At 67.4% G+C, this 20,647-nt stretch carries 25 protein-coding genes; 8 read left to right on the top strand and 17 right to left on the bottom strand.

Annotated elements, in window-relative coordinates; genetic code table 11:
- Positions 1-4 precede the first annotated feature (4 nt).
- Genes hisI through hisD form a run of 8 tightly spaced genes read right to left on the bottom strand, consistent with a single transcriptional unit; the run spans position 5 to position 6,407 of the window.
- Positions 5-352, bottom strand: a complete 348-nt coding sequence (gene hisI, locus AC4ELH_RS03550; RefSeq protein ID WP_448447673.1) for a phosphoribosyl-AMP cyclohydrolase — start codon at positions 350-352, stop codon at positions 5-7.
- Positions 352-1,137: an imidazole glycerol phosphate synthase subunit HisF gene (hisF, locus tag AC4ELH_RS03545; protein WP_064887215.1), complete on the bottom strand. Its 786-nt coding sequence runs from the start codon at positions 1,135-1,137 to the stop codon at positions 352-354. The genes hisI and hisF overlap by 1 nt, the downstream gene beginning before the upstream one ends.
- Positions 1,134-1,964, bottom strand: coding sequence for an inositol monophosphatase family protein (locus tag AC4ELH_RS03540; protein WP_448447801.1), 831 nt, complete (start codon positions 1,962-1,964; stop codon positions 1,134-1,136). Before AC4ELH_RS03540 ends, hisF begins: the two co-directional genes overlap by 4 nt.
- Positions 1,961-2,695 carry a bifunctional 1-(5-phosphoribosyl)-5-((5-phosphoribosylamino)methylideneamino)imidazole-4-carboxamide isomerase/phosphoribosylanthranilate isomerase PriA gene (gene priA / locus AC4ELH_RS03535; RefSeq protein WP_064887213.1) on the bottom strand — a complete coding sequence of 245 codons (735 nt, stop codon included), beginning with the start codon at positions 2,693-2,695 and terminating at the stop codon, positions 1,961-1,963. The genes AC4ELH_RS03540 and priA overlap by 4 nt, the downstream gene beginning before the upstream one ends.
- A complete protein-coding gene (gene hisH, locus AC4ELH_RS03530) occupies positions 2,692-3,309 on the bottom strand; it encodes an imidazole glycerol phosphate synthase subunit HisH (RefSeq protein ID WP_064887212.1) in 618 nt (205 codons plus the stop codon). The genes priA and hisH overlap by 4 nt, the downstream gene beginning before the upstream one ends.
- Positions 3,306-3,914: an imidazoleglycerol-phosphate dehydratase HisB gene (hisB, locus tag AC4ELH_RS03525; protein WP_055113886.1), complete on the bottom strand. Its 609-nt coding sequence runs from the start codon at positions 3,912-3,914 to the stop codon at positions 3,306-3,308. The genes hisH and hisB overlap by 4 nt, the downstream gene beginning before the upstream one ends.
- The gene (locus AC4ELH_RS03520) at positions 3,911-5,050 is read right to left on the bottom strand and encodes a histidinol-phosphate transaminase (RefSeq protein WP_448447676.1); all 1,140 of its coding nucleotides are present in this window, start codon (positions 5,048-5,050) and stop codon (positions 3,911-3,913) included. Before AC4ELH_RS03520 ends, hisB begins: the two co-directional genes overlap by 4 nt.
- A 28-nt stretch (positions 5,051-5,078) precedes the next feature.
- Entirely contained in the window at positions 5,079-6,407 is a 1,329-nt protein-coding gene (hisD, locus tag AC4ELH_RS03515) for a histidinol dehydrogenase (protein WP_448447678.1), read from the bottom strand.
- A gap of 104 nt (positions 6,408-6,511) precedes the next feature.
- Between hisD and AC4ELH_RS03510 the strand changes: the two genes are divergently transcribed.
- Positions 6,512-6,922 carry a nitroreductase family deazaflavin-dependent oxidoreductase gene (locus AC4ELH_RS03510; protein WP_044518426.1) on the top strand — a complete coding sequence of 137 codons (411 nt, stop codon included), beginning with the start codon at positions 6,512-6,514 and terminating at the stop codon, positions 6,920-6,922.
- A 21-nt stretch (positions 6,923-6,943) separates the two neighbouring features.
- A complete protein-coding gene (rhtB, locus tag AC4ELH_RS03505) occupies positions 6,944-7,579 on the top strand; it encodes a homoserine/homoserine lactone efflux protein (RefSeq protein WP_498883257.1) in 636 nt (211 codons plus the stop codon).
- A gap of 78 nt (positions 7,580-7,657) precedes the next feature.
- Here rhtB and AC4ELH_RS03500 read toward each other — a convergent pair whose 3' ends face one another.
- Entirely contained in the window at positions 7,658-8,065 is a 408-nt protein-coding gene (locus AC4ELH_RS03500; protein ID WP_448457081.1) for an SRPBCC family protein, read from the bottom strand.
- 87 nt (positions 8,066-8,152) lie between these two features.
- Between AC4ELH_RS03500 and AC4ELH_RS03495 the strand changes: the two genes are divergently transcribed.
- Positions 8,153-8,965 carry a helix-turn-helix domain-containing protein gene (locus AC4ELH_RS03495; protein WP_110777871.1) on the top strand — a complete coding sequence of 271 codons (813 nt, stop codon included), beginning with the start codon at positions 8,153-8,155 and terminating at the stop codon, positions 8,963-8,965.
- Here AC4ELH_RS03495 and nadC read toward each other — a convergent pair.
- The 3 genes from nadC to nadA are packed head-to-tail and all read right to left on the bottom strand — an operon-like array spanning position 8,962 to position 12,508.
- Positions 8,962-9,819, bottom strand: coding sequence for a carboxylating nicotinate-nucleotide diphosphorylase (gene nadC / locus AC4ELH_RS03490; protein WP_498883256.1), 858 nt, complete (start codon positions 9,817-9,819; stop codon positions 8,962-8,964). The two genes, AC4ELH_RS03495 and nadC, sit on opposite strands and share 4 nt — an antisense overlap.
- Complete coding sequence (locus AC4ELH_RS03485; RefSeq protein ID WP_498883255.1) at positions 9,819-11,420, bottom strand: L-aspartate oxidase; 1,602 nt, start codon at positions 11,418-11,420, stop codon at positions 9,819-9,821. Before AC4ELH_RS03485 ends, nadC begins: the two co-directional genes overlap by 1 nt.
- Positions 11,417-12,508 (bottom strand): quinolinate synthase NadA, encoded by a 1,092-nt coding sequence (gene nadA, locus AC4ELH_RS03480; RefSeq protein WP_498883254.1) that lies wholly within the window; start codon positions 12,506-12,508, stop codon positions 11,417-11,419. The genes AC4ELH_RS03485 and nadA overlap by 4 nt, the downstream gene beginning before the upstream one ends.
- On the opposite strand from nadA, the gene AC4ELH_RS03475 reads away from it, so the two are divergent.
- The 4 genes from AC4ELH_RS03475 to AC4ELH_RS03460 are packed head-to-tail and all read left to right on the top strand — an operon-like array spanning position 12,507 to position 15,877.
- Positions 12,507-13,199, top strand: a complete 693-nt coding sequence (locus tag AC4ELH_RS03475) for an NUDIX hydrolase (RefSeq protein WP_064887207.1) — start codon at positions 12,507-12,509, stop codon at positions 13,197-13,199. The genes nadA and AC4ELH_RS03475 overlap by 2 nt on opposite strands.
- A 42-nt stretch (positions 13,200-13,241) precedes the next feature.
- Positions 13,242-14,573, top strand: a complete 1,332-nt coding sequence (locus AC4ELH_RS03470) for a lipase family protein (protein WP_498883253.1) — start codon at positions 13,242-13,244, stop codon at positions 14,571-14,573.
- 29 nt (positions 14,574-14,602) lie between these two features.
- The gene (locus tag AC4ELH_RS03465; protein ID WP_498883252.1) at positions 14,603-15,418 is read left to right on the top strand and encodes a DUF6597 domain-containing transcriptional factor; all 816 of its coding nucleotides are present in this window, start codon (positions 14,603-14,605) and stop codon (positions 15,416-15,418) included.
- A gap of 48 nt (positions 15,419-15,466) precedes the next feature.
- Positions 15,467-15,877 (top strand): VOC family protein, encoded by a 411-nt coding sequence (locus AC4ELH_RS03460; protein ID WP_498883251.1) that lies wholly within the window; start codon positions 15,467-15,469, stop codon positions 15,875-15,877.
- Here AC4ELH_RS03460 and AC4ELH_RS03455 read toward each other — a convergent pair.
- The 3 genes from AC4ELH_RS03455 to bioB are packed head-to-tail and all read right to left on the bottom strand — an operon-like array spanning position 15,858 to position 17,820.
- The gene (locus AC4ELH_RS03455) at positions 15,858-16,565 is read right to left on the bottom strand and encodes a DUF2567 domain-containing protein (protein WP_498883250.1); all 708 of its coding nucleotides are present in this window, start codon (positions 16,563-16,565) and stop codon (positions 15,858-15,860) included. The genes AC4ELH_RS03460 and AC4ELH_RS03455 overlap by 20 nt on opposite strands.
- Positions 16,562-16,801, bottom strand: coding sequence for a biotin synthase auxiliary protein BsaP (bsaP, locus tag AC4ELH_RS03450; RefSeq protein ID WP_064887255.1), 240 nt, complete (start codon positions 16,799-16,801; stop codon positions 16,562-16,564). The genes AC4ELH_RS03455 and bsaP overlap by 4 nt, the downstream gene beginning before the upstream one ends.
- Positions 16,802-16,812: 11 nt before the next feature.
- The gene (gene bioB / locus AC4ELH_RS03445; protein ID WP_055113863.1) at positions 16,813-17,820 is read right to left on the bottom strand and encodes a biotin synthase BioB; all 1,008 of its coding nucleotides are present in this window, start codon (positions 17,818-17,820) and stop codon (positions 16,813-16,815) included.
- 71 nt (positions 17,821-17,891) lie between these two features.
- On the opposite strand from bioB, the gene AC4ELH_RS03440 reads away from it, so the two are divergent.
- Positions 17,892-18,509 (top strand): TetR family transcriptional regulator, encoded by a 618-nt coding sequence (locus tag AC4ELH_RS03440; protein ID WP_064887203.1) that lies wholly within the window; start codon positions 17,892-17,894, stop codon positions 18,507-18,509.
- Positions 18,510-18,532: 23 nt separating this feature from the next.
- Here AC4ELH_RS03440 and AC4ELH_RS03435 read toward each other — a convergent pair whose 3' ends face one another.
- Both AC4ELH_RS03435 and AC4ELH_RS03430 read right to left on the bottom strand, forming a co-directional pair.
- On the bottom strand, positions 18,533-20,071 hold the full coding sequence (locus tag AC4ELH_RS03435; protein WP_498883249.1) for an HNH endonuclease signature motif containing protein: 1,539 nt from the start codon (positions 20,069-20,071) through the stop codon (positions 18,533-18,535).
- Positions 20,072-20,127: 56 nt separating this feature from the next.
- Complete coding sequence (locus AC4ELH_RS03430) at positions 20,128-20,646, bottom strand: 2'-5' RNA ligase family protein (protein WP_064958636.1); 519 nt, start codon at positions 20,644-20,646, stop codon at positions 20,128-20,130.
- Position 20,647: the final 1 nt, after the last annotated feature.

Below are 20,647 nucleotides of genomic sequence, written 5' to 3'. Positions count from 1 at the left end.
TCAGTCAGTCTACGGCCGCCAAAAGCACGTCCGCGTCGAAGCAGGTGTGCGCCCCGGTGTGGCAGGCGGCGCCGATCTGATCGACCTCCAGCAACACCGTGTCGCCGTCGCAGTCCAGACGGACCGAGTGCACGTATTGCGTGTGCCCCGAGGTCAGGCCCTTGACCCACTGCTCGCCGCGGGAGCGTGAAAAATAGGTGGCCTCACGGGTTTCCAGGGTGCGAGCCAGCGCGTCGTCGTCCATCCAGGCGACCATCAGTACCTGACCGGTGGAACGCTCCTGCGCCACGGCGCTGAACAGCCCGTCGGCGTTGCGCTTGAGGCGCTTGGCGATGTCGGGATCGAGAGCCATCACCGCACCACGATTCCTTCGGCCGCCATCGCTGCCTTGACCTGACCGATGGTCATCTCCCCGAAGTGGAAGACGCTGGCGGCCAGCACCGCATCCGCGCCAGCCTGCACGGCGGGCGCGAAATCAGCCACCGCGCCGGCACCACCGCTGGCGATCACCGGGACGCCCACTGCCGCGCGCACGGCACGCAGCATCGGCAGATCGAACCCGGCCTTGGTGCCGTCGCGGTCCATCGAGTTGAGCAGGATCTCGCCGACGCCGAGTTCGGCGCCGCGGGCGGCCCATTCGATGGCATCGATGCCGGTGCCGCGGCGCCCGCCGTGAGTGGTCACCTCCCACCCCGAGGGAGTGGGCTGATCACCGGCGGGCACGGTACGCGCGTCGACGCTGAGCACGATGCACTGCGAACCGAACTGGCGCGCCATCTCGGCCAACAGTTCGGGCCGGGCGATCGCCGCGGTGTTGACCGACACCTTGTCGGCGCCGGCACGCAGCAGCACGTCGACGTCCTCGACCGCGCGCACACCGCCACCGACGGTCAGCGGGATGAACACCTGCTCGGCGGTGCGCTTGACCACCTCGAGCATGGTGGACCGGCCCGACGAGGACGCGGTCACATCGAGGAAGGTCAGTTCATCGGCGCCCTCGGCGTCGTAAACGGCCGCGAGTTCCACGGGATCGCCCGCATCGCGCAGGTTCTCGAAGTTGACACCCTTGACCACCCGGCCGGCGTCGACGTCGAGGCACGGGATCACCCTCGTCGCGACGTCACTGATGGTGCTCACAGATAGTCCTCCGGATTGCCAGCGGATTTCACGATTTCCAACATGCGTTCGTGCACGCCGGGCGCGGCGGCCAGCGCCGACTTCGACTCGGCGGTCCACGGATCGCCGGCCAGGTCCGTCACGATGCCGCCCGCGGCCCGGACCAGCGCCACACCGGCAGCATGGTCCCAGATGTGGTGGCCGAAACTGATGGCCCCACCCAGGATCCCGGCCGCCACATAGGCCAGGTCCACCCCGGTGGCGCCGTGCATCCGCACCCGCGAGCACACCCGGCTCAGATTGGACAGCACCTCGACCCGGTAGCGGCCGGGGAACCGGCCGCGAGAATCGATGTTGAAGGTCTGGATCCCGACGATCGAGTCGGTCAACGTCGGCGACCCCAGCGGCGGCAGCACGGTTCCGTTGTCCCGCACCGGTCCCCCAGCCAGCGCCGAATACCGCTGTCCGGTGAACGGCAGCCAGGTCAGGCCGGCCACCGGCTCGCCATCGGCCAACAGTCCGAGCAGGATGGCCGCCATCGGCGAACCTGCCGCGTAGTTGAACGTGCCGTCGATCGGGTCGAGCACCCACACCAGCGGGGAATCGATGGGCTCACCACCGAATTCCTCACCGTGAACCCCGATTCCGGTGGCCTCGGTCAGGGCCCGCACCACCTGCCGCTCGATCGCCAGATCGACCTCGGTGGCAAAGTCGTTGCCCTGCTTGGTGACAGCCGAATCCGCGCGGTGCCCGGCGATGAACGGCACGGACGCCGCGTCGAGGATCTCGGTGGCGGCAGCAACCAGTGCGGCCAGCTTCGACGAATCCAGGTCACCCACCTCGCTTATCCGCTGACCGCGGCCAGTGCCTGCGGCAGAGTGAATCGTTCGGCGTAGAGCGCCTTCCCGACGATCGCGCCCTCGACACCGTGACCGGTCAGGGTGGCGATTGCCCGGAGGTCGTCGAGGCTGGAAACCCCGCCCGAGGCGATCACCGGAGCGTCGGTGCGGTCGGCCACCGCGGCCAACAGTTCCAGGTTGGGCCCGGTCAGGGTGCCGTCCTTGGTGACGTCGGTGACGACGTAGCGCGAACACCCTTCGCGATCAAGGCGATCCAAGACCTCCCAAAGATCGCCGCCGTCGGTTTCCCAGCCGCGGCCGCGCAGCCGCCAGCTGTCGTTCTCGAACTGAACATCCAGCCCAACTGCGACCCGGTCGCCGTACTCGGCGATGGCCCGACGGCACCACTCGGGGCTTTCCAGCGCCGCGGTGCCGATGTTCACCCGCGCGCAGCCGGTGTCCATGGCCGCCTTGAGCGAGTCGTCATCGCGGATCCCGCCGGACAGTTCGACTTTCACGTCGAGCTTGCCGACCAGATCAGCCAGCAGTTCGCGGTTGCTGCCGCGCCCGAAGGCGGCGTCCAGGTCCACCAGGTGGATCCACTCAGCGCCGTCACGCTGCCAAGCCTCCGCAGCTTCCAGTGCCGAGCCGTAATCGGTCTCACTGCCGGCCTTGCCCTGCACCAGACGCACCGCCTTGCCGTCCACCACATCGACAGCCGGCAACAGAATCAAACTCACAGTCCCTCAACCCAATTCGCGAGAAGCGTCGCACCGGCGTCGCCGCTCTTCTCCGGATGAAATTGCGTAGCCGACAACGCGCCGTCTTCGACGGCGGCGATGAACGGCACGTGATGCGTCGCCCAGGTGACGCGTGCGTCCGGATTACCGGACCATTCCTGGGCGGCGTACGAATGCACGAAATAGAAACGCGTGGCGGTGTCGAGGCCCTTGAACAGAGTGCTGCCGGCCGCAGCTTCGACGACATTCCAGCCCATGTGCGGAATCACCGGCGCGTCCAGTCGGGTCACCGAGCCTGGCCACTGCCCGCACCCGGTGGACTCCACGCCGAACTCCACGCCGCGGGCGAACAGAATCTGCATACCGACACAGACGCCCAACACCGGACGACCATGCTGCAGGCGGTCGGCGATGATCTTCTCGCCGCCGATCGCCCGGAGTCCGGTCATACAGGCCTCGAAGGCACCGACACCCGGCACCACCAGTCCGTCAGCTGCCGCGGCGGCGCCGGGATCAGCGGTCACCTCGACGTCGGCGCCCACCCGCTCCAGCGCCCGCTGGGCAGAGCGCAGATTGCCCGATCCGTAGTCCAGGACGACGAGTTTCTTGGTCACAGAGTCCCTTTGGTGGACGGGACGCCGGTGACCCGGGCGTCGTACTCGACCGCCTGTCGCAGCGCGCGCGCCACCGCCTTGTACTGCGCCTCGGTGATGTGGTGCGGGTCCCGGCCGTAGAGCGTCCGCACGTGCAATGCGATGCGGGCGTTGAAGGCCAGCGATTCGAATACGTGGCGGTTGATCACGGTGTGGTAGGGCGCGCTGGACCCGGCGATGGTGAATTCGACCATGAACTCGGGTTCCCCGGTGTGCACGAAGTAGGGCCGGCCGGACACGTCGACGGCGGCGTGCGCCAGCGATTCGTCCATCGGGATGAACGCATCGCCGAACCGGCGGATGCCCTTCTTGTCGCCCAACGCCTGGCCGAGTGCCTGGCCCAACACGATCGCCGTGTCTTCGATCGTGTGATGCCCCTCGATTTCGATGTCGCCCTTGGCGTGCACGGTCAGATCGAAGCTGGCGTGGGTGCCCAGCGCGGTCAGCATGTGATCGAAGAACGGGACACCGGTATCGATGTCGACGACACCGGTGCCGTCGAGGTCGATCTCGACGGTGATGTCGGATTCCCTGGTCTTGCGTTCGACTTTCGCGCGACGGGTCACGATGCTCCTACCGGGCTGTTGGCGGGCTGAAGTTCGGTGGTGGCCAGATCGGCGCTGGCGGCCAGGAATGCGTCGTTCTCCTCGGCCAGACCGATCGTGGTGCGCAGGAAGCCAGGGATACCAACATCGCGGATCAGAATTCCCTTGTCCAGGTAGCGCTGCCACGTCGCCGGCGCATCGGTGAAATCGCCGAACAACACGAAGTTCGCGTCGCTGGGGATCACGCGGTAGCCCAAGCGGGTCAATTCGGCGCTCACCCGGTCGCGTTCGGCGGCCAGGGTCGCCACGCTTCCCAGGGTGTCATCAGCATGACGCAGTGCTGCACACGCGGCGGCCTGGGTGAGCACGGACAAGTGATACGGCAAGCGCACGAGCAGCAGCGCATCGATCACCGCGGGAGCGGCGGCCAGGTAGCCGAGCCGTCCGCCGGCGAACGCGAACGCCTTGCTCATCGTGCGGGTGACGATCAGCTTGGCCGGGAACTCGTCGATCAGCGTGACCGCACTGGGCTGCGAGGAGAACTCGCCGTAGGCCTCGTCGGCGATCAAGATGCCACCCGTCATCTCTTGCAGCAGCCGGCGCAGGTCCTCGATCGGGACGCTCTGTCCCGACGGGTTGTTGGGGCTCGCCACGAACACCACGTCGGGTGTGCGCTCCTTGACCGCGGCCACCGCTACGTCGATGTCGAGCCCGAAATCCGCGGCGCGGGCCGCCTGCAGCCACTCCGTCTGGGTGCCGTCCGAGATGATCGGGTGCATCGAGTACGACGGCACGAAACCGATCGCGGTGCGCCCCGGCCCGCCGAAGGCCTGCAGAAGCTGCTGCAGGATCTCGTTGGAACCGTTTGCCGCCCATAGGTTGTCGACGGTGAGCGGTACGCCGGTTGCCGCCGTGAGATAGGCGGCCAGATCGGTGCGCAACTGAACCGAGTCCCGGTCGGGATAGCGGTGCAATTCGGCCGCGGCGTCGCGGACCGATGCGGCGACGTCGTCGATCAGAGCCTGGGTGGGCGGGTGCGGGTTCTCGTTGGTATTGAGCCGCACCGGAACCACCAGTTGCGGTGCCCCGTAGGGCGATTTCCCGCGCAGGTTTTCGCGCAGCGGCAGATCGGCCAGCGTCACATCCCGTGCGCTCATGATCGCCTGTTCTTCGCGCAAGCGCTCATCACCGTTCAAACCTCCGTCGTACCGCCTCGCCATGTGAGGGCAGGTTTTCCGCCTTGGACAGCGTGATCACATGGCCGGACACATCTTTGAGTGCGGCTTCGTCGTACTCGACGACGTGGATGCCGCGCAGGAACGTCTGCACGGACAGGCCGCTGGAGTGGCGGGCGCAACCCGCGGTCGGCAGCACGTGGTTGGATCCGGCGCAGTAGTCGCCCAGGCTGACCGGCGACCAGGCACCGACGAAAATGGCTCCGGCAGAACGAATCCGGCCGGCCACCGCAGGAGCGTCTTCGGTCTGGATCTCGAGGTGCTCGGCGGCGTAGGCGTTGACCACGCGTACCCCGGCATCGATGTCGTCGACGAGCACGATCGCGGACTGCTTGCCCGAGAGCGCGGCCTTGACACGCTCGACATGCACGGTGGTCTCCAACTGGCGAGTGAGCTCGCGGTCGGTAGCCGCGGCCAGCGCCTCGCTGTCGGTGACCAGCACACTGGCCGCCATCTCGTCGTGCTCGGCCTGACTGATCAGGTCGGCGGCAACGTGCACCGGATCGGCCGTGTCGTCGGCCAGGATCGCGATCTCCGTCGGACCGGCCTCGGCATCGATGCCGACCTGCGAACGGCAGATCCGCTTGGCCGCGGTCACGTAGATGTTGCCGGGGCCGGTGATCATGTCGACGGGGGCCAACTCGGCGCCATCGGTGTCGGTGCCGCCGTAGGCCAGCAACGCCACCGCCTGCGCACCGCCGACGGCCCACACCTCTTCGACGCCGAGCAGCGCCGCAGCGGCCAGAATGGTCGGGTGCGGCAGGCCCGCGAATTCCGCCTGCGGCGGGCTGGCGATCACCAGCGAATCCACACCGGCGGTCTGCGCGGGCACCACGTTCATCACGACACTCGACGGGTACACGGCGTTGCCGCCGGGTACGTACAGCCCGACACGCTCGACCGGGACCCAGCGTTCGGTGACGGTGGCACCAGGCCCCAGCGTGGTGGTGGTGTCGGTGCGTCGTTGGTCGGCGTGCACCGTGCGGGCCCGGTCGATCGCGACTTGCAGGGCGGCGCGGACATCGGGGTCGAGGTCGGCGAGGGCCGCAGCCAGCCGGTCCGCGGGCACCCGCACGGTGTCGGGACGGATGCCGTCGAAGGTATGGCCGTAGTCCAGCGCGGCCTTCGCGCCGTGCTCGGCGACGGCCTCCACGATCGGGCGGACTTTGGGCACAATTGCGTCCACGTCGACTCCGCCGCGGGGCAGCGCGGATCGCAACTGCGCGGCATTCAGCGCACGGTTACGCAGGTCGATACGGGACATCTGAAACTCGGCCATCGGTTCAATTGTCCCTGATCAGTCCAGTTGATAAAAATCCGTCGTCGGCTGCCGCCGGCACAACCCGCCGTAGTGTGGTCCCAGACTGCCGAATGGAGCCCTAGATGTCCGCGAAAGACCATCCGAACAACGCCCCCGGCGTACCGATGCTCATACCGCCCGCGCTGGAGCGGTTCCAGATCAAATACATCAACCCGCTGGTCAAACCGTTTTCCAAGCGCTTGCCCGGCTTCACCGTGATCAAGCATCGGGGCCGTACCTCTGGTACGCCGTACGAGACGATCGTGACCAGCTACCGCAAGGGCAACGTTTTCGCGGTGACGCTCCTGCACGGCAAGACCAACTGGGTCAAGAATGTGATCGCCGCCGGCGGTGCTGACGTGCACCTGTTCCGCGGCGACATCAAGATCACCAATCCGCGCGTCCTGCCGGCGGGCACCGACGATCCGACCCTGCCCCGGATCCCCCGCAACGCGGCCCGCCGGATGGGCGTCTTCGTCGCAGATATCGTTTGACACGCTCGCCAGACTGCACATATGACCTGGCAGATCTGGCTCGCGTTTCTCGGCGCGTCGATCGCCATCAGTCTGTCCCCCGGTGCCGGGGCGATTCAGTCGATGGCGACCGGCCTGACCCATGGCGTACGCCGTGGGTCATGGAGCGTGCTCGGACTCCAGCTCGGGCTACTTGCACAGCTGGTGTTGGTGGCCGTCGGACTGGGGGCCGTGGTCGCGAAGTCGATGCTGGCCTTCCACATCGTCAAGTGGATCGGTGTGGCGTACCTGATCTACCTGGCCATCCAGCAGTGGCGCAGCGCCTCGCAGGATCTGCGCGACCGAATGGGCGGCACAGGTGAACGCGGCCGACTGTCCCTGGTGATGCGCGGATTCCTGGTGAACACGACCAACCCGAAGGGCTTGGTGTTCCTCGTCGCGGTGCTGCCGCAGTTCGTGGTGCCGACGGCGCCGTTGCTGCCGCAGTACCTGGCGATCGGAGCGACCATGGTCGTCGTCGACGTGGTCGTGATGAGTCTCTACACCGGCCTGGCGGCGCGGCTACTCAACTGGCTGCAGACACCGCGTCAGCAGACGATGCTCGGCCGGGTGTTCTCGGGGCTGTTCGCCACCGCCGCGGTGGTGCTGTCGTTGGTACGCCGCGGCGCGACCGCGTAGGAACCCTCTGTTGAGCACTAAACCGAGGATCTCAGCCACATATTGACCGGAATCCTCGGTTCAGTGCCCCAGGCCTGCCTAGTCGACCGTGTTCTCCTGCGCGCTCTTGATGATCGGGGCGGCCTGCTCCATCGCGGCCCGCAGCGGGCCCGCGGCCTCGTCTGGCAGGACATCACGCGACCACAGGAAGCGGCAGCGGTGCGGGCCGTCGGACACCACCTGCATCACCGCGTTGTCGTGCTCGGGCCTAGCGGTGTCACCTATCAGGGAGTACGCGACACGGCGCGTTGACTCGTCACGGCTGACCAGCCGCTCGCGGGCGACGAAACCGTCGGCGAACGTCACCACCCGAACGTCATCATGGGCTTCGGAGGTCGCCACGAATCCGGGCGCCATGCGTACCGGGCCGTCGGACCAGTCGCCGATCACCTCCCACACCGTCGCGCTGTCAGCTTCAATGTCGAACTCAATGTGGATCGATGCCATACCAGCCAGTCTGATCGCGGGCCGACCAGGCGTCTTGAACATTTTTGCGGGCCGTATCTGTCGGTCGCGAAGGCTAACGTGGCGCACATGCTGACCGCCCAGGCACTGATCGCGCGGCCGGAATTCAGCATCGCCACCTGGAGTTGCTCCGGCGAGCACCCGGACTGGTCAGAGGCCGAATGTCCGGTCGACGGGCGATTCGTGCTGGTGCGTTCGGGGTGTTTTCGCCGCCGCGGGTCCGGCGAGCCAGTGGACCACGATGCCACCATGGGCTACCTCGGCGAACCCGGAGAACACGAGCATTTCGCCCACCCACACGGCGGCGATGCGTGTACGTCACTACAGCTCAGCGCAGACCGCTGGTGGCAACTCGCCGGCGAGCGGAATCGGATCGGGCCGTCCTCCGTCTACGTGGATGCCCGTCTCGAACTTGCGCACCGACGGCTTCTGGCCGGCAGTCGCGCCGATCCCGATTACCAACTGGCGGAGGGCCTGGTGCGGCTGGTCGGGTCTGCGTTGCGTGCGGCCGCACGACGTCCGATACCGGCGTCCGATCCACCTGCTCGGCCATCGGATCGGTTGGTCTCGCAAGCCCGTGACGCGATCAGGCAGGCGGATGACGCCGCGGTCGGGTTGTTCCCGCTCGCAACTGCGCTCGGGGTCTCGCCATACCGGCTGAGCCGATCGTTCAGCAACGAACTCGGGGTGTCGGTGACGCGGTACCGCAACCGGGTGCGGGTCGGCCGGGCTCTCGACCATCTGCACCGCGGCACATCCACGATCGCCGACGTCGCGGCCACACTGGGTTTCGCCGACCAGGCCCACTTCTGCCGCACACTGCGTGCGCACACCGGGTTGACGCCGACCGCGGTTCGACGCGAATTACGCTGCGCGGGTTAGGTATCGAGCCCGAGATCGAGCACCCGCACCGAATGAGTGAGGGCACCGATCGCCAGGTAGTCGACCCCGGTACCGGCGTATTCGGCAGCGCTGTCAAGGGACAGACCACCCGAGGATTCCAGCAGCGTCTTGGGCGACCGAGTGTCGCGGCGCTGCACGGCGATCTGGGTCTGCCAAACCGGGAAGTTGTCCAGCAACACCAATCCCACGTCGGCGGCGAGCACGTCATCGAGCTGTTCGAGGGAATCCACCTCGACCTCACACGGCAGATCCGGAGCCTCGGCCCGGACGGCCTTGAGTGCGGCCAGCACCGACCCGGCCGCGGCGACATGATTGTCCTTGATCAGTGCCGCGTCGCCCAGCCCCATCCGGTGGTTGACGCCGCCACCGACGCGCACCGCGTACTTCTGCAGCGCACGCAGGCCCGGCAGTGTCTTGCGGGTGTCGCGGATCTTGGCGTTGGTGCCGGCCACTGCGTCGACCCAGGCGGCGGTCGCCGTGGCGATCCCCGACAGGTGGCACATCAGGTTCAGCATGGTGCGTTCGGCCGTGAGCAGCCCGCGGGTCGGCGCCTCGACCGTCAGGATCGAAGAACGGGCGTCCAGCCGGGCACCGTCCTCGACGCGGTCGATCACGCGGTAGCCGTCGGCGCCGAGGACCTCGTCGAGCACCAGCAGCGCAATGTCGACGCCGGCGGCCACGCCCGGCTCCCGATTCACCACCGAGGCGGTGGTCATGGCATCGGCGCCCACGGTGGCGAGAGTCGTGATGTCCGGGCCGAAGCGCAGGTCCTCCTCGAGCGCACGGGTGATCGTGGCCCGGGCCTCGGCCAGCTCAGTATCCGAAAGTGCCATCAGCACACCGCCGTTGCGGTATCGAGGACGGGGCGGCCGGCTGCGGCGCGAATTGTCACGGAATGCTCCTGAGCGGGGTCGGTATCGGGGTGATCGGCGCGATGGTGGCAGCCACGGCTTTCGGTGCGGGCCAGGGCCGCGACGGCGATTGCGCGTGCGGTCGCGGTGAGGGCCGCATCCTCGAAGCTGTGGCGGTCCGCGGGCTGCACCGAGCGCGCATCGGCCAGAACGGCGTCGAGTCGTTGCAGGCCCTCGGCGTCACGGACCACTGAAGCATGCTCAGACATGGCGTGCTGCAGGACATCTCGGTCAACGGAGTCTTGACGGCGATCCTGCGGCGCCTGGGCGCGCACCGAACCGGCCGCGCTCGCGTGCTCGGCGGCCAACCTGCCGGCCCGGCCACCGACGACGAGTCCCTCCAGCAAGCTGTTGGACGCCAACCGGTTGGCCCCGTGCATCCCGGTGCGGGCGACCTCGCCCGCGGCGAACAGCCCGGGCAGTTCGGTACGTCCCTGCACGTCGGTCACTACACCGCCGCAGCTGTAGTGGGCGCCGGGAACCACCGGAATCGGTTGGCAGGTGGGGTCGATCCCGGCCGCCGCACAGGCCGCCGCCACGGTGGGAAACCGGTCGGAGAACCGGGCGATACCCCTGGCATCCAGATACACGCACGGGTCACCCGTGGCGCTGAGCCGGGCGTTGATGGCCGCCGCGACCACATCGCGCGGGGCCAGGTCCCCCATCGGGTGCACCCCGTCAGTCACCGAGTGACCTTGCGAATCAATGAGTATGGCGCCTTCACCGCGTAGCGCTTCAGTGATGAGCGGACGCCGTCCGCCGCCGTTCTCCACGTACAGCATGGTCGGGTGGAATTGGACGAACTCGATGTCGCGGACCGCAACTCCGGCCCACAACGCCAAGGCGATACCGTCACCCGTCGAGCCACTCGGATTGGTAGTTGCCGCGTACACGTGGCCGAGGCCGCCGGTCGCCAGGATGACCGATGGCGCATGGATGAGACCCAGGCCGTCCTCGTTGCGGACCAGCACTCCGGTCACGCCACTGTCGTCACGCAGGATCTCGCACGCCACGTGGTCCCGGCGGATGTCGAGTTCGGCCGCCGCCGAATCCAGGGCGCGCTGCACCTCGGCCCCGGTGGCGTCACCCCCGGCATGAATGATCCGGCGTCGGGTGTGGCCGCCCTCGCGGGTCAGCGCCCAGCGCCCGGGAGCTGCCTCGTCGAACTGGGCACCGTCGGTCACCAAATCGGCCACGGCGCCGTAGCCGGCCGCAACGATGGAGCGCACGGCATCCGGGTCGCACAGGCCACCCCCCGCGGCGACCGTATCGGCAACGTGCGCCTCGACGGAGTCGTCGGAATCCGGCAACACGACGGCGATCCCGCCCTGGGCATGGAACGTCGCGGTCTCGCGAGCCTTGCTCAGCACCACCACTCGACGGCCCCGGCGGTGCGCCGCCAAAGCCGCCACCAGACCGGCGACTCCGGTGCCGACCACGACAACGTCAGCGCGCTGCTGCCACAGCGTCGAACTGCCGCAGGCGAAGCGGCTCGATCCCCGGGCGCTGCCCGTCGGGGTCATTCGCCGCCGCCGGGCTGACCAATCGCGATCATGCGCTGCACGCTGGCCCGTCCCAGCCGAGCGGTCTCGGGATCGACATGCACCTCGTCGGCACCTTCGATCAGGCAGCGCAGCAGTGCGGCCGGCGTGATCATCTTCATGTAGGTGCACGACGCGCGGTCGTTGACGGCCAGGAAGTCGACTTCCGGTGCAGCCCTGCGCAACTGGTGCAGCATTCCGACCTCGGTGGCGACGAGCACCTGCCGGGCCCGGGTTTCCCGGGCCGCGTCGAGCATTCCGCCCGTGGACAGTATCTTCACCCGCTCCTCGGGAACCGCACCCTCACCGGCCAGGTAGAGCGCCGAGGTGGCGCAACCACATTCGGGGTGCACAAACAGTTCGGCGTCGGGGTGCGACCGGGCCTGGTCGGCCAGCTCGTCGCCGTTGATCCCGGCGTGCACGTGGCATTCGCCGGCCCAGACGTGCAGGTTCTTGCGGCCGGTGACGCGGCGCACGTGTGCACCCAGGAACTGGTCCGGGCAGAACAGCACCTCGCGATCCTCGGGGATCGAGGTCACCACCTCGACGGCATTCGACGACGTGCAGCAGATATCTGTCAGTGCCTTCACCGCGGCGGTGGTGTTGACGTAGGACACGACGACCGCGCCGGGGTGCTCGTCCTTCCAGGCCTGCAGCTCGTCGGCGGTGATCGAGTCGGCCAGCGAGCAACCGGCGCGCTGGTCCGGGATCAGCACCGTCTTGTCGGGGCTGAGGATTTTGGCCGTCTCGGCCATGAAGTGCACGCCGCAGAACACGATGGTGTCCTCGGGGGCCTCGGCGGCGATGCGTGAGAGCGCCAGGGAATCACCCACATGGTCGGCGACATCCTGGATGGCCGGCAGCTGGTAGTTGTGCGCCAGCAGCGTCGCGCCGCGCTGATCGACCAAACGGCGAATCTCAGCAGCCCATTTCTCGTCGCCGTCAACGCCGGAATAGCCACCGGGACCATCGACGATCTGATCTGCCAAGCCCCCCGCGAGGGTGTCATCGAGAGCGGTCACGCCGACCTCCTCCACTGCGTCAGGTTTTCGACTTATAATCGAAAACATGCCACATGGTAACACCGCGCACGAAGTGCTCGCCGTCGTGTTCCAGGTTCGCGGCCTCGACACCCGGCAACCCGCACTCAACGTGCTGCTGTGGCAGCGGGCACTGGATCCCGAGCGGGGCAAATGGTCCCTGCCGGGCGGCCGACTGGATGACGACGAGGACCTGATCAGCTCGGTCCGGCGACAGCTCGCCGAGAAGGTTGACCTGCGAGAACTCGCCCATCTGGAGCAGTTGGCGGTGTTTTCCGACCCGCGTCGAGTTCCCGGCACGCGGACCATCGCATCGACATTCCTTGGCCTGGTGCCCTCCCCCTCGACCCCGACCCTACCGCCGGACACCCGGTGGCATCCGGTCAGCGACCTGCCCCCGATGGCCTTCGATCACGCGCCGATGGTCGAACACGCCCGCAACCGACTGGTGGCCAAGTTGTCGTACACCAACATCGGATTCGCCTTGGCGCCAAAGGAATTCGCACTATCCACGTTGCGCGACATCTACAACGCCGCGCTCGACTACCAAGTCGACGCCACAAACCTGCAGCGGGTGCTGGAACGTCGCAAGGTCATCACCCGCACCGGGACCACCGCACGATCGGGCCGCAGCGGCGGCCGGCCCGCGGCCTTGTTCCGGTTCACCGAGTCGCGGTACCGCGTCACCGACGAATTCGCTGCTCTACGCCCGCCCGGGTGAGTCGACTGGCTTCTTAGACCCTTCTTAAGTAAGAATGCCGGGATGGACTTGGGCAGTGCAGCCAGCGTCTCGGCAGCCGAATGGATCGGTCGGGCACCTCACGAGGAGCTCGACCAGGCCTCCCGGCCCGTCCTGCCCCACCACGACGCGTTCTATGTACCGCCTGCGGGTTTCCAGCACGCCGAACCGGGCACCGTGCTGCGCAGCCGTGACGTCGAGCTGGCGTTTCTGGGCCTGATCCCGCAGCGTCTGCAGGCCACGCAGCTGTTGTTCCGCTCCACCGACCGCAACGGCATCCCTGAAGCCGCTGCCACCACCGTCATCGTCCCGGCCGACGCCGCACCGGACTGCCCGATCGTGTCGTACCAGTGCGCGATCGACGCGATTTCAGCCCGATGCTTCCCCTCCTACGCCCTGCGCCACCATGCCAAGGCCACCGGCTCCCTGGCCCAGCTGGAATTCCTGCTGATCTCGGCCGCGCTGGCCGAAGGCTGGGCGGTATCGGTGCCCGATCACGAGGGCATCAACGGCATGTGGGGCGCGCCCTACGAACCCGGTTACCGGGTGCTCGACGGCTTGCGGGCGGCACTCAACTCCGAGCACCTGTCGTTGTCTCCGACGGCCCGTATCGGCCTGTGGGGATATTCCGGCGGCGGCCTGGCCAGCGCCTGGGCAGCCGAGATGGCCGGCAGCTATGCACCGGAGCTCAATATCGTCGGTGCCGTCCTGGGCTCCCCCGTCGGCAACCTCGGAAACACCTTCCGCCGGCTCAACGGCACCGTGTTCTCCGGGCTGCCGGCCCTCGTGGTGGCCGCCCTCGCCGACATCTACCCCAACCTCAACCGAGTGATCGCCGAGCACGCCACCACCGAGGGACGCAAGATCCTCGACCGGCTGCACCGGATGACCACGGTGGAGGCCGTCGTGCGGATGTTCCGCACCGACATGGCCGATCTGGTCGACCTGCCACTGGAACAGATCATCGACGGGCCCGAGGTCACCGAGGTGTTCAAGGACACCAAACTCGGTGTGGCCGTACCGGTCCCGCCGGTTCTGATCGTGCAGGCGGTGCACGACGAGATCATCTCGGTCGACGACATCGACGAACTCGCCGATACCTACCTGGCCGGCGGCGCCGACGTGACCTACCACCGCGACATGTTCAGCGAACACCTGCTGTTGCACCCGTTCTCGGCCCCGATGGCGTTGCGCTGGCTGGGCGATCGGTTCGCCGAGCGCCCGCTGACCGCCAACCTGGTGCGTTCGAAATGGCCGACGCTGCTCAACCCGATCACCTACATGGGCATGGCGCGACTGGCCGGAATCGCCACCAAAGTGGCTTTGGGCCGAACGGTACGGAAGCGCCCGCTCTGAGCTGTCGCGAGCTGGCACAATAGGGGTAGATGCGTTATATCCGTCAGCCCCCGACGGTGGCCCTGCGCGACAGCGTCGACCACCTGTGGTGCATTGCGGACGGACCCACCTACCCGGCGGAACGCATCCTTCCCACCGGCACCACCGAGCTTGTCATCAACCTCGGTGTCGACACCATCGCCATAGCGAACAGCCTAGGTACACAGCGCCTTTCGGGTGCCGTGGTCGCCGGCCCCTACACCCGGCCGTTCGACATCGACGCCCGTGAACACACCGCCATGGTGGGCGTGCACTTCAAACCGGGCGGTGTCCGTGCAGTCCTCGGAATATCAGCGCACGAACTAGTGGGTTCCCACATCAACCTCGACACGGTGTGGAACGGCGCGACGGCCGACCTGCGCTCCGAGATCTGTGAGACGCAGTCGATCACACAGCGGTTGGCGATCGTCGAACGTACCTTGCTCGCCCGACTGCACGGGTGCCGCGGACTGACCCCGGAAGTGGCATTCGTGGTGGACGCGCTCAGCCTCGACCGCCAACCAACGATCGAAAAACTCGCCCGCGCAATCGGCTTCAGTCACCGCAGGCTGATCCAGTTGTTCACGGCCCAGGTCGGAATGCCACCCAAACGGTTCGCCCGCGTTCAACGGTTTCGGCACGCACATGACGCTGTTTCGTCGGCACTCTCACCACCGCATTGGCCCACCTTCGCCATCGAGCACGGTTACGCCGACCAGTCGCACATGATCCGGGAGTTCCAAGAGTTCTCCGGGATGACGCCCGCCCAGCAGCTGCGCCGAAGCAGCTACGTCGCGAAGGATGACCACATCGCACTCGAGCCATAGGTCAATTTTGTTCAATACATCCGGTGCGAAGATCGGCAGACTGCGGTCATGTCTGGACATATCACCTACCGAGCCGGCGCGATCCGCTACCAGGTCACCGACGTCGAGCGCGCGATCGCGTTCTACACGGGCCAGCTGGGATTCGATGTCGCCCTCCGCGGAGGACCCGCGTTCGCGTCCGTGGTCAGCGGCAATCTCACCGTGTTCTTGAGCGGGCCGGGCAGCTCCGGTGCACGTCCACTGCCCGACGGCGCGCCGCAGATCCCCGGAGGCTTCAACCGGATCGTGCTCGAGGTCGATGACCTCGACGCTGCCGTCACCGAGTTACGCGGGGCCGCCGTCACGTTCCGCAACCAGGTGGAGACGGGGCCGGGGGGACGGCAGGTCCAAATCGACGACCCCGACGGCAACCCCATCGAGCTCTTCGAACCCGCAGCCGTCAAGCCCCGGGTGGAGTGACCACCGGCGGGATCACCGGATACGTCGGGGTCTCCACAGGAGGCCAGGCACCGAGATCGTCACGCACGGTCGACACCGCGATCAGCGCGTAGACCATTGCCGCTGCGGCGGCAGGGAACAGGATCGTGCCGGCGATCTGCAGCGGTGTGTGTCCGAAGAAGACCGACGGCGCTTCCAGCACGTAATGCACCCGATGTTCCGTGGTCACCGAGGCTCCGGCGATGTCCAACGAGCCGAACCGCACGTGAGCCAGTGCCGCACCGACACCGGCGGCCACCCCGGTGGCCAACGCAGAGCCCATGGCCAACGCGGCGACCATAACGGGCCCGCGATGCGGGGCCCACTGCCACAGCGCCACTGCAGCCACGACCGCCAGGACGACGAGCATGCCGACGAACATGAATGCCGACGTGAAGAAATGATCGGATTCACTGCCCAGATACGCGTGCACGCGCTCGCCGCTACGAGTCAACGCGATCACTCCGTGAACCCCCGGCGTCAACCACGCCCACAGCGCGCCGAGCAGCGCTCCGGCCACCGCGAGAGCCCCGATGACGGTCAACACCGCCCGCTCACGCGGAACGCGGGGCGCGCCAACGAGATTGGCCGGAGCCGGACCGGCCTGGGCAACCTGCTCTTCGCCCGAGAGGCTCATCGGGACCTTCTGCTCTTCGCCCGAGAGGCTCATCGCCGCGTATCCAGGTCCATCGAATCCACCTGCCCATGCCGCGAACACTTGGCCCACCACCCGGTGGGCCGCACCTGGACGATCATCCGACGGCCGCATTCGGCACAGAACCGTGGCGGTTCCAGGCCGAGTTGTGCGGCGGTGGGCACGACGCTTCCGTCCGCCGCGTCCGCCTGGACCCCGGTGTAGACGTTGTATAGGCCGGCGCCGACGGGCGCGGGCAAGTCTTGAACCATCACCACCAGTTCTACAGGCTGGCGTTCAGCGCCTTGATCGGCATCTGCAGATCGTCGAGCAATTCAAGGTCCGACTCGGCCGGGCGGCCCAGCGTGGTCAGGTAGTTGCCGACGATGACAGCGTTGATGCCGCCAAGGATGCCCTGCTTGGCGCCGAGGTCACCAAGGGTGATCTCGCGGCCACCGGCGAAGCGCAGCATGGTGCGCGGCAGCGCCAGTCGGAACGCGGCCACCGCCTTGAGGGCCTCAGAGGCAGGCAGCACCTCGAGATCGCCGAACGGTGTGCCCGGGCGCGGGTTGAGGAAGTTCAGCGGCACCTCGTGCGGGTCCAGCTCGGCCAGGTTGGCGGCGAACTCAGCGCGCTGCTCCAGCGTCTCGCCCATGCCCAGGATGCCGCCGCAGCAGACCTCCATGCCGGCTTCACGCACCATTTCCAGCGTGCCCCAGCGCTCCTCCCACGAGTGCGTGGTGACGACATTGGGGAAGAACGACTGCGCGGTCTCCAGGTTGTGGTTGTAGCGGTGCACGCCCATGTCCTTGAGGCGGTCCACCTGCTCCTGAGTCAGCATGCCCAGCGAGCAGGCGATCTGGATGTCGACCTCGTTGCGGATCGCCTCGATGCCCGCGGCGACCTGGGCCAGCAGGCGCTCGTCGGGGCCACGCACCGCGGCCACGATGCAGAACTCGGTGGCGCCGGTCTTGGCGGTCTGCTTGGCCGCCTCGACCAGGCTCGGGATGTCGAGCCAGGCGCTACGCACCGGAGAGGCGAACAGACCAGACTGCGAGCAGAAGTGGCAGTCCTCCGGGCAGCCGCCCGTCTTGAGGCTGATGATGCCTTCGACCTCGACCTCGGGGCCACACCACTTCATCCGGACCTCGTGGGCCAGGGCCAGCAGCTCTTCGAGCTGGTCATCGGGCAGCTGCAGCACCTGCAGCGTCTGGTCCTTGTCGAGGCCGACGCCACGCTCCAGAACCTGCTCGCGAGCTACGCCCAGTACATCTACGGCTGCCTGCGTCACCGAAAGTCCTCCTGTGGATCATGGGGTCGGCCGAGCCGACAATTGAACACCGTTCAGGCTAGGGTAACGGTGTGCAACTCCACAAACCCGACGTGGTGGATGCGGCGACGGCCATCCTCGACAACTACGGCATCGCCGACCTGACGATGCGCCGCCTGGCGCGCGAGCTCAATGTCAGCCCGGGCGCGTTGTACTGGCATTTCGCCAACAAACAGGAGCTGCTCGGCGCGGTCGCCGACCGCATCCTGCAGCCTGCTCGCACGGATTCCACGACGCCGTCCTGGCCGGGCCGGATCCACGAGATCTGTGTGGCGCTGCGCGACGCACTGCTGTCGCACACCGACGGCGCCGAACTGGTGTCCTCGAGCTTCGCGGCCGGGCAGTCAAAGCTGGCCATCGAGATCGTGGCCCAACTCGCCGACGCCGCCCAGCGTGCCGGTGTGGCACCGCCGGACGACGAGTTGGCTGCTCGCACCTTCCTGTACTTCGTGCTCGGCTTCACCGCCGACGAACAGTCCCGTCTGCAGTGGGACGCCGCGGGCGCCCTGGCCGACGAGCAGTCGGTGCTCACCCGTGACACCTCCCGGCAGTTCGCCTTCGGCCTGCAGTTGCTCGTAGACGGTGTGGCAGTACGGGGCGCCAGCACACTCAGCTCCGGCCGCGGTGGCCGGCAGCGTAGCGAGAATTGACCCGGCCAGCTCAGAATGCCGCCTCAAAATGGCGGTGGTGGTCCATATTCTTCGGCGAGCCAGGCTTGGTATTGGCGTTCGACGTCGAGGTCGTTGTTGAGTTCGGCGCGTAGGCGTCGTTCTTCGGCGATGCGGTCTTGGCTGTCTTGTTCGCGGGTGTGTGGGCGTTTGGGCATCATCGCGCTCCGGTGCGGATTCTCGTTGGGGGCTCCGGGTTCGGACAAGTTGAGGTTCCCGGTGGGTTGACCCAGGGTGGGGAACATACCCGCGCCGTGTGGTTCGGTGACATGCGTGTGGCCGGTCGGTGTGGTGATTTCGACTGTGCCGTCAGGTAATTGACGATCCGACCAGCCGGGGCAAAACGTCTTCACCAAATGATGGGCCCGGCAGTACAGCTTGGTGTTCGATGGATGCGTCGGGCCCGCCGGATAGGGCACGGTGTGGTCGATGTCGCACCGGGCGATCGGGGCGTCACAACCGGGGAACCCACACGTCAGATCGCGCCAGCGGATGAACTCCGACAGTGCCACCGACGGGCGATACCCCGGCTCAGCCCCCTCGGGGGCGGCGGACTCGCTGGGTTCGATCGGCGCCTCAGGCGAACCGCTCGATTCGGTCGACTCAACCGTGTCAGACACCGTGCCTTGTTCGGCCGGAGTCTTAGGCGCTGCAGGCATCCGCACCGGCTTGATCTTGGCCGTGGCCGCCAGGTCGCGAACGGATTCGGCAGGCAGGATGCCATACCCAGGCAGATACCCCGGATTCTGCGAGGTGCCATCGAGAGTGGATTGCTCGGCCAGCACGTGCACCACCGCCGCATCCGCCGCCGCACGCTTTTGGGCGGCCGGGCAATTATCCCGACCACACCGGCAGGTCAAGTGGGCCTCCCGCCGCGCCAACGGCCCGATCGCATCGGCACGGCGCCGCTCCCGGCTGCGCGGATCATGCTCACACACCGTGTCCGCCAGCGCATCCAGGCGTTGATCGAACGCCGCCCCGTCGGCGGCATCCACATTGGCGACAATGGTGGCCTGACCGGGGCTGCCCGGATCGACCTGCACAAACCGGTCTTGCGCCAGGTCCGGCGGCACCCGGACCCCGTTCGGATCCAGCTTCGCGATCCACTGATCAATCCGATCCCGCAACTGCCGTTCGGAGAACCGCATCCACTGAGGCGCCCGCGCAGCCAACTCGGCGTCCAGCCCGGCCCACACCGCGCGGTCCGTGGTCTCGGTGCGGGCGATGATCATCCGCACCACCCGATAGTCGATATCGCCGACGGCGAAGCGGGCTGCCACCTGGGGCAGTTTGTCGCGCAAGACCCGAGCGTGGTGTACCTGGGTGCCGCCGCGGCCCCGGCTGATCCGCATCGCCACCGACACCTCCGCCGAAACCTCTTCGAACGGATCGGTGCGCCACAAAATGCTGTCGGCCAGTTCCTGTTCACGCAGGCTGTCCAACGCCCCGATCGCGGCCAACCGTCCGGCGATCGCCACCGACTCGGCCCGCGTAGCAGCACTGACCTTGTCGATCAGCTCCACATCAGAAAGTGAGTCGAACATGTGTTCGATTATGCCACCACCCACCGACGCTGCGGGCGAATTCGGGCCGGACAGACCTAGGGGCAGTTCCCGATCGGGTGACCCAGGCGCTTGTCGCCGTCCCAATGACGTAGCCCGGTCACCTGACCGACGATCTCGGCGGGTCGCCCGGCGATCCGCACAGCGGTGGTCAGCCGGCCCGGAGCGATCCGCCGGGCCAGCGTGACGTGCGGGGTCCAATTCCCCGGTTCGGTGTGCGGCATCGGAGCCGGGTCCATGAACGGCAGACACAGTCGATACACCTCGGCCTGGACCTCGAGCAGCTCATCCGTCGGGACCAGCAGCCGTGCCAATACTCCGGCCGAGCGCCCGAAGATCAGCGTCGCGCCCAGCCGGCACGGCAGCGGGAACCGGTCCACGAGTTCGGTGAGCACGACGTCGGCCTGAACGTCGATGTGTTGGGCGACGGTCAGCGTCGCGTGCGGCCTGCCGGCGGGCGCCTGGCTGGGAATGTCGGCCTCGCGCAGTGCATCCCAGATTTGCCGGACCGCGGCTTCGGTGTCCGGGTCGAATACCAGCTCGACGGAATGGACCATC

The sequence above is a fragment of the Mycobacterium shunyiense genome (assembly GCF_058270075.1).
Note: the sequence above shows the minus strand (reverse complement) of the source record. Positions and strands in the feature narration are given on the sequence as shown.